Annotated in this window: 13 protein-coding genes and 1 other annotated feature; all 13 genes read left to right on the forward strand. The window is 39.1% G+C overall.

The window, feature by feature from the left end; genetic code table 11:
- Positions 1–346 precede the first annotated feature (346 nt).
- The 13 genes from sigG to QYB95_RS11550 all read left to right on the forward strand — a co-directional run bounded on the left by sigG (position 347) and on the right by QYB95_RS11550 (position 13,310).
- Positions 347–1,129 carry an RNA polymerase sporulation sigma factor SigG gene (gene sigG / locus QYB95_RS11490; protein ID WP_036202775.1) on the forward strand — a complete coding sequence of 261 codons (783 nt, stop codon included), beginning with the start codon at positions 347–349 and terminating at the stop codon, positions 1,127–1,129.
- Between the two features lie 162 nt (positions 1,130–1,291).
- Positions 1,292–1,528, forward strand: a complete 237-nt coding sequence (locus tag QYB95_RS11495; RefSeq protein WP_301138473.1) for a PRC-barrel domain-containing protein — start codon at positions 1,292–1,294, stop codon at positions 1,526–1,528.
- A gap of 79 nt (positions 1,529–1,607) precedes the next feature.
- Positions 1,608–2,276, forward strand: a complete 669-nt coding sequence (locus tag QYB95_RS11500; RefSeq protein WP_301138474.1) for a YggS family pyridoxal phosphate-dependent enzyme — start codon at positions 1,608–1,610, stop codon at positions 2,274–2,276.
- 15 nt (positions 2,277–2,291) lie between these two features.
- Positions 2,292–2,768, forward strand: a complete 477-nt coding sequence (locus QYB95_RS11505) for a cell division protein SepF (protein WP_301138475.1) — start codon at positions 2,292–2,294, stop codon at positions 2,766–2,768.
- A gap of 125 nt (positions 2,769–2,893) precedes the next feature.
- Positions 2,894–3,169, forward strand: coding sequence for a YggT family protein (locus tag QYB95_RS11510; protein ID WP_301138476.1), 276 nt, complete (start codon positions 2,894–2,896; stop codon positions 3,167–3,169).
- A 130-nt stretch (positions 3,170–3,299) separates the two neighbouring features.
- Positions 3,300–4,085 (forward strand): YlmH family RNA-binding protein, encoded by a 786-nt coding sequence (locus QYB95_RS11515; RefSeq protein ID WP_301138477.1) that lies wholly within the window; start codon positions 3,300–3,302, stop codon positions 4,083–4,085.
- Between the two features lie 95 nt (positions 4,086–4,180).
- Positions 4,181–4,732: a DivIVA domain-containing protein gene (locus QYB95_RS11520; RefSeq protein ID WP_301138478.1), complete on the forward strand. Its 552-nt coding sequence runs from the start codon at positions 4,181–4,183 to the stop codon at positions 4,730–4,732.
- Positions 4,733–4,792: 60 nt separating this feature from the next.
- Positions 4,793–5,042: a binding site (T-box leader), on the forward strand.
- A gap of 349 nt (positions 5,043–5,391) precedes the next feature.
- Positions 5,392–8,151, forward strand: coding sequence for an isoleucine--tRNA ligase (gene ileS / locus QYB95_RS11525; RefSeq protein WP_301138479.1), 2,760 nt, complete (start codon positions 5,392–5,394; stop codon positions 8,149–8,151).
- 379 nt (positions 8,152–8,530) lie between these two features.
- A complete protein-coding gene (gene lspA / locus QYB95_RS11530) occupies positions 8,531–9,007 on the forward strand; it encodes a signal peptidase II (protein ID WP_301138480.1) in 477 nt (158 codons plus the stop codon).
- Positions 9,007–9,918, forward strand: coding sequence for an RluA family pseudouridine synthase (locus tag QYB95_RS11535; protein ID WP_301138481.1), 912 nt, complete (start codon positions 9,007–9,009; stop codon positions 9,916–9,918). The genes lspA and QYB95_RS11535 overlap by 1 nt, the downstream gene beginning before the upstream one ends.
- 464 nt (positions 9,919–10,382) lie before the next feature.
- Positions 10,383–10,928, forward strand: a complete 546-nt coding sequence (gene pyrR, locus QYB95_RS11540) for a bifunctional pyr operon transcriptional regulator/uracil phosphoribosyltransferase PyrR (RefSeq protein WP_301138482.1) — start codon at positions 10,383–10,385, stop codon at positions 10,926–10,928.
- Positions 10,929–10,950: 22 nt separating this feature from the next.
- Positions 10,951–12,243: a solute carrier family 23 protein gene (locus QYB95_RS11545; protein ID WP_301138483.1), complete on the forward strand. Its 1,293-nt coding sequence runs from the start codon at positions 10,951–10,953 to the stop codon at positions 12,241–12,243.
- Between the two features lie 191 nt (positions 12,244–12,434).
- Positions 12,435–13,310: an aspartate carbamoyltransferase catalytic subunit gene (locus tag QYB95_RS11550; RefSeq protein ID WP_301138484.1), complete on the forward strand. Its 876-nt coding sequence runs from the start codon at positions 12,435–12,437 to the stop codon at positions 13,308–13,310.
- Positions 13,311–13,312: the final 2 nt, after the last annotated feature.

The following is a 13,312-nucleotide window of genomic DNA, read 5'->3' on the forward strand; positions in this document are numbered from 1 at the left end:
AGTGCTGCCTAAAGGGCAAAGAGCACCCTTTTGTCAGCGCCTCCAGTTGTATTCGGAGCTAAGCGGGCGTTCTCCGCTTTTTTGGATGAAATTGGACGAAAAATTCGTGCATATTCTTTTTTATTCCGGACAAACTTAAAAAACAGTTCAGAGATAGATATGTGAAACTTTCTTCAAGACTCTTTGGAAAGTTGAAGACCACATATGTGGTTTCACGGAAGAGAGCCACACTTGCCTGTGCTCATTGACTGTTCACATAGAAATTCAAGCATTGCTACTGTTTAGTTCCTTTGGATTTTACAGCAGTCAATGCGGGGAAAAAAAAGACAGTTCGGAGGAAAAGAAGATGGTTCGTACTAAAGTAGAACTTTGTGGTGTAGATACTGCTTCTTTGCCAGTGCTAAAACATGAAGAGATGAGAGCGCTGTTCGTTCGCTTACAAGCAGGGGAAGAATGGGTAAGAGATGAACTGGTCATTTGTAATCTTAGACTTGTGCTAAGTATTGTCGGAAGGTTTTCATATCGGGGCGAACAAGCAGACGACCTATTCCAGGTAGGGTGCATCGGTTTGTTAAAAGCGATTGATCATTTTGATCTTAAGCATAATGTTCGATTTTCAACATATGCTGTACCAATGATTATTGGTGAAATTAGAAGACATTTGCGTGACCATCATGCATTACGTGTCTCAAGGTCCTTACGTGACATCGCTTATAAAGCAATGCAAGCAAAGGAAAAGTTTATTTCCGAGAATCTGCATGAGCCGACAATTGAACAATTGGCAGAAGCCATTGAAATGAAAAAGGAAGATGTATTGTATGCCTTGGATGCAATCCAAGATCCGCTATCACTGCAGGAACCAATCTATTCAGATGGCGGCGATGCCGTTTATATTATGGATCAATTAAGAGACGATGATGTATCCGAAGAACAATGGGTTGCGTATGTTAGCGTTAAAGAAAGTATGCAAAAGTTGGATGAAAGACAGCAAATGATCCTTTCTAAACGATTCTATTACGGCGAAACACAAACTGAAATTGCAAAATCACTCGGCATTTCTCAAGCACAAATTTCTCGATTAGAAAAGAATGCAATTGAGACGATGCAAAAAGACTATAAATTAGGATAAAACATGCAGCGCACTTATTTTTAAGTGCGTTTTTATTTGCAGATTAAATGGTAATAGAATTTATGCGGAAATTATTTCTTTGCGTATAAATTTCGCTTCAGTCAGCATAAGTGTTATTAAAGAGTAAAGCATGATGACTATGTATACGAAAGGAGAGCGGATTTGCGTTTTTCAGATGTCCAGCAAAAGGAAATCATCGAAGCAGGGAATGGTCGATTTATCGGGTATATCGTTGATGCGGAGGTCGATGAAAAAACAGGAAGCATCGTTGCATTTTTAGTTTCCGAACCCAAAAAGTTCATGTCCTTTATGCAAAATGAAGAACAAGTGAGAAAAGTACCAATTAGTGATGTACTCGTTGTAGGAAAAGATGTCATTTTGGTAAGAGAACTTGGTTGATGTAAGTCGCTTATGCATTGAAATATGGCATGTAGATTGATACAATGAAAGAAACTATTGATGTAAAGTTGGGTTTAAATTGGCAGAAATACTAAAAAACTTACAAACCATAAATGAAAAGATAGAGCAGGCAAGAAATCGCTCCGATGCGAATCAGGAAGTAACGGTAATTGCTGTTACTAAACAAGTATCTACAGAAAGAGCGATTGAAGCAATAGAAGCAGGGTTAATTCATCTTGGTGAAAACCGGCCAGAAGGATTATTAGGAAAAAAAGGCGAAATTAATAATAGAGCAAATTGGCACTACATTGGCTCACTGCAATCTAGAAAAGTTAAACAAATTATTAATGAAATAGACTATCTCCATTCTTTAGATCGTTTTAGTTTAGCCGAAGAAATAAATAAGCGAGCACAAAAAACGATTAATTGTTTTGTACAGGCAAATGTATCTGGTGAGGAATCAAAACATGGACTTAGCAAGAATGAAGTTATTTCTTTTATCGAGAGTCTAGAGCAATTTGAAAATATACGTATAGTTGGTTTAATGACGATGGCTCCAAATACAGAAGATGAAGCGATTATTCGTAATGTATTTCGTGAATTAAAAAATCTACAACAGGAAGTTGTTAATCTCAACTTGCCATTTGCACCTTGCCAGGAACTTTCAATGGGTATGTCGAATGACTACGAAATTGCAGTAGAAGAAGGTGCAACATTTGTAAGAATTGGAACGGCTCTTGTTGGATAGAAATGAGGGATACTGATGAGCATGAAAAATAAAATCAAAAATTTCTTTTACTTAGAGGAAGATGAAGAAACTGTTGAAGTGCAGACAGCAAATCCAGTAAATCTTCCAAAAGAGCAACCCATAGCCAAATCACGCATCAAAAAGGAAAGAAAAGTTCTGGAGGTAGAAACGCCTTCAGCACAACAACCTCGAAATGTTGTCAGTTTACAAGCAGCAAATTCGCTGAAAAATTCAAAGGTGGTAATTGCGGAGCCGCGTGTCTATGCAGAAGCACAGGATATTTCCGAACATTTAAAAAATAAACGTGCAATTATTGTGAATTTACAACGCATTGACCGTGAGGCTGGAATCCGAATTATTGATTTCTTAAGTGGGACAGTTTACGCACTGGGTGGAGATATTCAGCGGATCGGAACTGATATATTCTTGTGTACTCCGGAAAATGTAGAGGTCTCTGGTGAAATTTCTAATTATTTTTCTGAGGAATCCTAACTTCATTCCTTATCAGGGATGGAGTTATCCTTTGTTTTAAAGTACATAATTATCAGCTGCCTTGGGTATTTATTCTCCTTATATTTTATAGGGAAATCTAAATTTAGAGAGGGTTATCAATTTAAATGTACTCCATCATATCAGTGGTATCAATTGCATTTTCGATCTATTCGTTTATGCTCATTATCTATATTTTAATGTCTTGGGTCCCGGCTGCTCAAGAATCTTCATTTGGCAAGTTATTGGCTAAATTATGCGAACCGTATTTAGGCTTCTTTAGAAAGTTTATTCCACCAATTGGAATGATTGATTTTTCGCCAATTATCGGAATCTTATTATTAAACTTTATTGAACGCGGTGTTACAATCGTACTTCTTAATATCTCAAAGATGATTGCATAGGACAAACCCCTACGGAAAGTGGGGGTTTTTTTATCAGAGAAAAATGGTGAACTTGTACTATAAAAAACTAAGTGTTTGGCATAATAACAGCATATACAAGTATATTAAGTAAAGAGTGAGGCTTTTAGGGATGGAGCATTTAATACAGCACTTCAGGAAAGATGAACAAACGTTTATAGAAAAAGTGATTGGCTGGCAACGTGAAGTAGAGGATCGTTTTGCCCCAAAGCTAACGGATTTCCTTGATCCACGGGAACGATTTATTGTTTCATCTATTATCGGTCAGCAAAATGATTTGCAGATATGCACCTTTGGCGGATTTCAAGAAGCCGAGCGTCAACGTCTTTTTATTTGTCCAAGCTATTTTAAACCAACGATGGAAGATTTCCAAGTCTCGATATTTACAATTAACTATCCTGCTAAGTTTATGCAGCTTAGGCACCCGGATGTTTTAGGAGCACTATTATCTTTGGGTATTGGACGCAACAAATTTGGGGACATACGGATAGAGGGAGACACGATTCAATTTGCAGCAGTAGGGGAAGTGCAAGACTACATTGTAGCCAATCTGACGTCAATCGGGAAATCAAAAGTTAGACCCGAGAAGCTAAAAGCGAATGATCAGTTAATCACATTAACAGAAGAATGGTTTGAAAAATCCTATACCGTTTCCTCAATGAGGTTAGATGTGGTATTAGCAACAGTTGTGAATATATCGAGGCAAAAGTCTCAAAGTTTAATTAAAGCTGGAAAAGTAAAAGTGAATTGGACGATTAGGGAAGATACATCCTTTGAGGTACAAGAAGGCGATGTACTATCCGCAAGAGGGTATGGACGAATCAAAGTCATCATGACTGAAGGACGGACAAAAAAGGATAAAATACGACTGCAGGTAGGACGATTAGAGCAAAAATAGTAGAATCTAATGAAAACTTACGAAAACTTGATGTCAAGTGGCGAGTCGACCTGTATAATAGAGTAAGATATTTCAAACGAGAAGGAGTGTAGACCATGCCATTATCACCTCTTGATATACATAACAAGGAATTTACCAGAGGCTTCCGCGGTTACGCCGAGGATGAAGTGAATGAGTTTCTGGACCAGATTATTAAAGACTATGAAATTATTCTTCGTGAAAAGAAAGAGCTGGAAGAGAAGATTAAAACAATGACTGAACAAATGAGTCATTATAATACACTTGAAGAGACGCTGCAAAAATCGATTGTAGTTGCTCAGGAGGCAGCTGAAGAAGTGCGTCGCAATTCTCAGCAAGAGTCGAAGCTCATTATAAAAGAAGCAGAGAAAAATGCAGATCGTATCGTTAATGAAGCGTTGGGAAAAGCTCGTAAAATCGCAATTGAAATCGACGAGCTGAAAAAACAGTCAAAGGTATTCCGCAATCGTTTTAAAATGTTGGTCGAAGCTCAACTGGACTTGTTAAGTACGGATGATTGGGACCACTTAATGGAATATAATGTGGGCCTGACTGAGATTCAAAAACATGCAAGAAAAGAAACAGATGAAATGGAATTGACGCCTGAAGAGTTAAATAAACTTTTATAGGGCAGATTTACTTGACGAACATTATTTGTTTCCATATACTGATAACACGAGATTTAATAAATATGTGCATTGACGGAGACAGTATTTTTTGAAAGTGGCTATAGCGATTCGAGGATGGTGAAAGCTCGAACGAAACATCAAAAAAGAACATCACTCCTGAGCAAAATTACTGAACTTAAGACCTAAATTTGTCTTTTTTAAGTAAGTAATTTCGTATACACTTGCGTTAAAGTGTCTAAGAGGTAATCTAAACCTTGGTTTGGATTGCAAATTAGGGTGGTACCACGAGTTATAGCTTCTCGTCCCTTTACCGGGGATGAGAGGCTTTTTTTATTTGCAAATATTATTTAAAGCATTGCTGTAGATATACGTTCTTCCGTATTTTTTTCCGAAAAACATACAACTACAGAAGGCGCAGACTACTAAGTAAGCTGCGCTACAATTCCAGAAGTTACAGAAGAATACAATATAAGCGAGCCCTTTTTCAAAGGAGGGTGACAAAAACGCGACGTCCTGTCGCATTGTTACCATGACCAACTTCGTGTTGAATCTAGCCTTCTCGAGAATTTCTATTAGGATTTACTAACTTTGTGTATTCTTATTATCAAACATACTGGTCATTTTATAATTAAGAAATATTAACTTTAGGAGGACTTAAAATGGTGGAGTACAAAGATACGTTATTAATGCCGAAGACAGATTTTCCGATGCGCGGAAATCTACCTGCAAATGAACCAAAAATGCAAGAAAAATGGAACGAAATGGACATCTACAAAAAGGTGTTGGAGCACACAAAAGACCGCCCTCATTACGTATTACATGATGGCCCTCCATATGCTAATGGAGATATCCACATTGGGCATGCATTAAACAAAGTGCTAAAAGATATGATTACGCGCCACCGTTCAATGACTGGCTACCATGTACCTTATGTACCGGGTTGGGATACGCATGGTTTACCGATCGAGCAGGCCCTTACAAACAAGGGTGTAAAACGTAAAGAAATGACAGTAGCCGAGTTCCGTGAGCTATGTGAGAAATATGCGTACGAGCAAGTAGAAAACCAAAAATTACAATTCAGCCGTCTAGGAGTTCGCGGTGATTGGGAAAATCCTTATATCACGCTTAAACCGGAATTTGAATCACGTCAAATCGAAGTTTTCGGTAAAATGGCTGAAAAAGGCTATATCTACAAAGGCTTAAAACCGGTTTATTGGTCTCCTTCTTCAGAATCAGCCTTGGCAGAAGCGGAAATTGAATATAAAGATATTAAATCTCCTTCGATTTATGTAAGCTTTGGTATTAAAGATGCAAAAAGTGTTGTGCCGGAAGACGCAAAATTCATCATCTGGACGACAACTCCATGGACAATTCCAGCAAATCTGGGGATCTCATTAAATCCTGAAATCACTTATGCAGTCGTAGCTGTAAATGACAATAAATTTATCATTGCAAAAGATTTACTGCAAACTGTAACTGAAACACTTGAATGGGAAAACCCAGAGGTAATTCAAGAGGTTAAAGGTGCGGAACTAGAATATATCGTTGCAAAACACCCATTATATGATCGTGATTCACTAATTATGGTTGGAGATCATGTAACAACTGATGCAGGGACAGGATGCGTTCATACAGCTCCTGGTCACGGGGAAGATGACTTCAACGTAAGTAAGAAATATGGCCTGGAAGTTTTAAGCCCGATCAATGACCAAGGCTGCTATACTACTGAGGCGCCTGGATTTGAAGGTTTATTCTATGATGATGCCAATAAAGTAGTTACAGAAAAGTTAAAAGAAGCAGGTGCTCTAGAGAAGCTTTCCTTCTTCACACACTCATACCCACATGACTGGCGTACGAAAAAACCGGTTATTTACCGTGCAACACCGCAATGGTTCTGTTCAGTGGATGCGTTCCGTGACGAACTATTAAAAGCTGTTGAAGATACGACATTCACACCGGCCTGGGGTGAAACGCGACTTTATAATATGATTCGTGACCGTGGAGACTGGTGTATTTCCAGACAACGTGCATGGGGTGTTCCAATTCCAGTATTCTATACTGAAAATGGCGAAGAAATTATTACACCTGAAACAATCGCCCATGTTTCACAATTATTCCGTGAACACGGCTCGAATATTTGGTTCCAATGGGAAGCAAAAGATCTACTTCCAGAAGGATTTACACACCCAGGAAGTCCAAACGGAAAATTCTCAAAAGAGAATGACATCATGGACGTATGGTTCGATTCTGGTTCATCACACCAAGGAGTGCTTGTTGAACGCGGAATGAAATATCCTGCCGACCTATATTTGGAAGGTTCCGACCAACACCGTGGATGGTTCAACTCTTCATTAATTACATCTGTTGCAATTAATGGCTATGCACCATACAAAGGTCTTTTAACACATGGTTTCGTATTGGATGGCGAAGGCCGTAAGATGAGTAAGTCTTTAGGAAATGTCATCATTCCTGAAAAAGTAATGAATCAATATGGTGCAGATATCCTTCGTTTATGGGTAGCTTCAGTGGACTATACTGGGGATGTACGTATCTCGATGGATATGTTGAAGCAAATCTCGGAAGTATATCGTAAAATCCGTAACACACTTCGTTTCTTGCACGGAAATGTTTCTGATTTCAATCCAAAGACAGACCGTGTAGCGTACAACGATTTACGTGAAATGGATCAATACATGTATATGCGTCTGCAGGATGTATTGAAAGCGGTTCGTAATGCATATGATCGTTATGAATTTGTATCCGTTTACCATACAATCAACAATTTTGTTGCAGTGGAGCTTTCTGCTTTCTATTTGGATGTGGCAAAAGATGTTGTGTACATTGAAGGAAAAGATAACCATGACCGTCGTGCAATGCAAACAGTAATGTATGATACTCTTCAAACTTTATTAAAAGTGTTGACACCAATCTTGCCGCATACAACAGATGAATTATGGTCTTACCTAAACGAAGAGGCAGAGTCAGTACAGCTAACAGACTTCCCAGAGGTTGACGAGCATAGCAACTTCCCAGAGCTGCGTGCAAAATGGGAGAAAGTAATTGCCGTGCGTGACGAAGTATTAAAAGCTCTTGAAGAAGCCCGTAATGCAAAAACAATCGGAAAATCATTGGAAGCAAAACTTACAATCTTTGCAAATGAAGATGTTACCGCATTATTGAATGATCCAGCTGTTAACTTTGCACAAAGCTGCATCATCTCTCAACTTGAGGTAGTAACAGGTAAAGAAAATGCACCTGAAAGTGCCCTTGAGTTGGAGAAAACTTCAATTGTTGTTGAAAAAGCAAGCGGAGAAAAATGTGAACGTTGCTGGTCATACTCTGAAACAGTAGGGCAGAACGAGGCGCATTCCACTTTATGTACTCGCTGTGCTGAAGTTGTGGAAAAACACTACGTTTAATTTGCTATTCTTTTCGAGTTGCCGGATATTTTCGAAAAAGTGACAGAAATATTGAGTGAACTGTCGGATATAAGACAAAAAGTGGCTGATTTATCACCAATACCGGCGGATAAATGAAATCACTCCATTACACAAATATATAAGTCGAAGTTCTAAAAGCCTTATACGGTGCAAATAAATAACCGCTCTCGTTATCGGGAGCGGTTGTTTTTCGCACTGATCGAAAAACGCTTCAAATGTGTTAGTGTTTAGTTCCTACTACCAAGGCGTTCGTGTTAGGATAGTATAGGATAAATCTTTAATCTTTGATCTTTAATCTTTGCCTTTAGATATATTTGAAGAGAAAAAAGTAAAGATTATGGGCAAATGGGGGAATACTGTGTATAAATACTATGGTATCGCTGCAATCGTTGTAATATTAGATCAGTGGACGAAATGGCTGGTTGTGAAAAATATGGAGCTTGGAGACCGAATCGCTATTTGGGATCCATGGTTCGGGCTTCTTTCCCATCGCAATCGTGGGGCTGCCTGGGGAATGCTGGAAGGGCAAATGTGGATTTTTGCGATTGTCACATTGATCGTGATTGCGGGCATTATTTATTACTTCCATAAAGAAGCAAAAGATAAGCCAGCCTTTGGAATCAGCTTAATGATTCTGCTTGGTGGGGCTTTAGGTAATTTTATCGACCGGATTTTCAGAGGCGAGGTTGTTGACTTTGCCGATGTACTAATCCCAATTATCAATTATGATTTCCCTATTTTTAATATTGCTGATGCAGCTTTAACGATTTCAGTTATCATGCTTATTTTAGTAATGCTTAGAGAAGAACGGAATGAAAAGAAAAAGGTGAAATAATGACAGTTGTTACAATTACAATTGAGCAGGAAAATGCAGGAGAACGTATTGACAAAGCACTTTCGACAATACAGGAAGAATGGTCCAGATCTCAAATCGCTGCATGGATTGCAGACGAAATCATCAAAGTTAATGGTGAAGATGTAAAAGCGAAGTATAAAGTCAAAGAAGGCGATATCATTGAAGTGGACGTGCCGGAGCCGGAAAGCCTTGAAGTAATTCCCGAGAATCTAGATTTGGAAATTATTTATGAAGACAAAGATGTGTTGGTTGTGAATAAACCAAAAGGTATGGTGGTTCACCCGGCACCAGGACATATGACAGGCACATTGGTGAATGGCTTAATGCATCACTGTCAGGACTTATCAGGCATCAATGGTGTTTTAAGACCTGGGATTGTGCATCGTATCGATAAAGATACATCAGGACTTTTGATGGTTGCTAAAAATGATCATGCGCACCATTCACTTGTTGACCAACTTGTGAAAAAAACGGTTACTCGTAAATATACGGCTCTGGTTCATGGTCATATTGCCCATGATAAGGGTACAATTGATGCACCTATTGGACGAGACCCGAAAGACCGTCAAAAGCAAGCAGTAGTTGATAATGGAAAACATGCTGTTACTCACTTTACTGTCATGGAACGACTTGGCGATTTTACACTTGTAGAATGCCGTCTTGAAACAGGTCGTACACATCAAATCCGTGTCCATATGAATTATATTGGCTATCCACTTGTAGGGGATCCAAAATATGGTCCAAAGAAAACGATTGATTTTGGCGGCCAGGTTTTACATGCTGGTATATTAGGATTTGTACATCCAGCAACGGAAGAATACTTGGAGTTCGAAGTACCGCTTCCAAATGACTATGTGGCATTATTGGAAGAATTACGCCAAGGAAAATAATTGTTCATCGATATAGCAAAAGAAATCCTGTACCTCGACTGATTGATATTGGTCGAGGTATTTTTTTAATAATTTTCAAAATAAGGTTGACGAATAACTTTCGGAAGACTATACTAACAACAGTGAATAACCCACAGAGATGGGTAACTAAGATAAAATCGAATAATTCACCTTTAATGGCAGTCCAGAGAGGCTGAGAAGGTACTTGTAGAAATGTTATGGAATTTTTATGCACTTTTCTAAACGCATCGGAGAATAGTTATTGACTATTTAGTACGAGCAATGAAAAGGCAGTGTCACCATATGCTTATGGTGCAAAATTTGTCCAAACATGTAATTTCAACACGTATATCCAACCTCTTAAAGCCTATGCTTTAAGAGGTTTTTTAATTGGACTTTTGAAAACTACATCCCTCATGTGACTGTTTCGAGTAGCAAATGCAATTAGGGAAGGAGGAAAAAGGATGGGACAAATTACGGAACTATTAGATGGCCCTTCAATGAATCGTGCTTTAACAAGAATTGCTCATGAAATCATCGAGAAAAACAAAGGAATCGACGAATGTATTCTAGTGGGGATTAAGACACGCGGTGCTTTTCTGGCAAAAAGATTGGCAGAAAAAATCGAGAAAATCGAAGGCAAACCAATTCGTACAGGAGAACTTGACATCACTTTATACCGAGATGATCTTTCTGCAAAAAACGCAAATGGTGAAGCACTTGTTCAACAAGTTGATATTGATTATGTTGTAACAAATCAAAAAATAATCCTGGTAGACGATGTTTTATATACAGGTCGTACAGTACGCGCAGGATTAGATGCAGTAATGGATTTGGGACGTCCGTCAAATATTCAACTGGCGGTGCTGGTAGATAGAGGACATCGCGAACTGCCGATTCGTGCGGATTATGTTGGGAAAAACATTCCAACGTCCGGTACCGAGAAAATCGTCGTTCGTCTAACGGAAGTCGATCAAGAAGATAACGTAACACTTCATAAAGTAGATTAACAGATAAAAGAGGGAATAGAAAATGTCAAAAGCGGTTTTGGACATCAACGAAAAACCAACAGCTGGTCAACTCGTTACATTAAGTTTTCAACATATGTTTGCAATGTTTGGTTCAACAATTTTAGTTCCTCAATTAGTAGGATTAAGTCCTGCCATCGCATTACTGACAAGCGGGATTGCAACGATCATCTTTTTACTCATTACACAATTTAAGGTACCAGCCTATCTAGGTTCATCCTTTGCCTTCATAACACCCATTCTAATTGCTGCCGGCGGATTGGATGGGAATGGAGCAAGCGTGAATCCAGGAAATGCAATGATCGGCGCAATGGCGGTCGGGCTTGTATATGGAATCGTATCCTTATTAATCTGGAAAACGGGCTATAAATGGTTAATGCGCTTATTGCCACCAATCGTAGTAGCACCGGTTATCATCGTAATCGGACTTGGATTAGCTGGAACTGCCGTAGATATGGCAATGAACGTTAATGGAGAATATAGCTTCAAACATTTTACAGCAGCACTGGTTACTTTGTTTGCAGCCATCATTTTTAACGTATACTTCAAAAATATCTTAAGTACAATGCCGATCCTTTTAGGACTGATCGTCGGATATATTTACTCGGCAATCATCGGAATCGTGGATTTTACTCCAGTAACACAAGCAAACATGTTTTCTCTACCGGAGTTCTTGATTCCGGGAGTGGATTATGAATTTAAAATTACATCTACTATTTTACTAGCGATGGTACCTATTGTTATCGTAACCATTTCAGAACATATCGGTCACCAATTAGTATTAGGAAAAGTAGTAAACAGAAATTACATAAAAGACCCAGGATTACATCGATCACTGCTTGGTGATGGACTGGGGACATTTGTAAGTGCCCTGATTGGCGGACCTCCGAAAACAACATACGGAGAAAACATCGGAGTACTTGCAATCACAAGAGTATTTTCAGTGTATGTCATCTTCGGTGCAGCAGTATTGGCCATTTTATTCTCCTTCCTGGGAAAAGCAATGGCCCTGGTACAAACAATACCTACCGCAGTACTTGGAGGGATCTCCATCCTGCTCTTCGGGATAATTGCTTCAAGTGGTCTGCGTATGCTGGTTGAAAATAACATCGACTTTGGCAACAGCCGCAACATGGTAATCGCATCTGTCATCCTGGTTGTAGGAATAGGTGGAGCAGCCCTTCGTTTCAATGAGTCATTCTCAATCGAAGGAATGGCACTGGCAGCCATTGTCGGAGTGATACTAAACCTTGTATTACCAGGAAGAGATAAAAAAGATACATTATTAGATGAATAATATTACCTTTTAATGAATTGTCCAGAGAGGCAAAGAAGGGGAATCGGCAAGTGGGTACATCAATTTTGGGGTGCCTTGGCTTGTCATACCTCCTAGCCTCGCGAATCGACATTTGCGAGGCATTTTTTCTACTAAGAAGCATTTAGTAAACGTGTTTTCCTGGAAAATACGAGAATTAGGAGGAACAGTAAATGAGAAATTTATTATCAATGGAACACTTGTCAAATGAAGATGTGATGATGATTATAGAACGTGCCGCACAGTTTGAAGACGGTGAATTGTCCAGGTTAACAAAACCCTATCATGTAGCAAACCTTTTCTTTGAGCCAAGTACAAGAACGAAAACAAGCTTTGAAATGGCTGAAAGAAAAGTCGGCTGTACAGTAATCCCGTTTGATGCTGATTTTTCAAGTGCCTTAAAAGGCGAAACAATGTACGACACTGTTAAAACGCTTGAAATGATCGGCATGGATGCGGTCGTGATTCGTGCAAAAGAAGACGAATACTACAACGAACTTCTGGAAGGCATCAATGTAGCGGTAATCAATGCAGGAGACGGAGCAGGCCAGCATCCATCACAAAGTTTGCTTGATCTATACACGATACATAAAGAATTTGGTTCATTTGAAGGGCTAAATGTAACAATCGTAGGGGATATCTCTCATAGCCGTGTAGCAAAATCAAATGCAACAGCACTGAAACGTTTAGGTGTTAACGTTCGATTCTTGTGCCCACCGGAATGGGCAGGAGAATTTGAAGCCTATCACTCTTGGGATGGACTGATCGAAGACAGTGACGTGGTCATGCTTTTGCGTATCCAGCATGAACGCCATGTGGTCAATAAAAGCTTTTCAAAAGAGAGTTACCATGAACAATATGGACTTACTTTTGAACTGGAAGCAAAAATGAAGAAAAACGCGATTATTATGCATCCTGCCCCAGTCAATCGGGATGTGGAAATCGTATCGGAGCTGGTTGAGTGTAGACGCTCAAGAATATTTGATCAAGTTCGAAATGGTGTTTTTGTCAGAATGGCAATACTAGAAACCCTCCTGAAAGGAAGATAGAC

Source organism: Ureibacillus aquaedulcis (assembly GCF_030418165.1).
GTDB lineage: Bacteria > Bacillota > Bacilli > Bacillales_A > Planococcaceae > Ureibacillus > Ureibacillus aquaedulcis.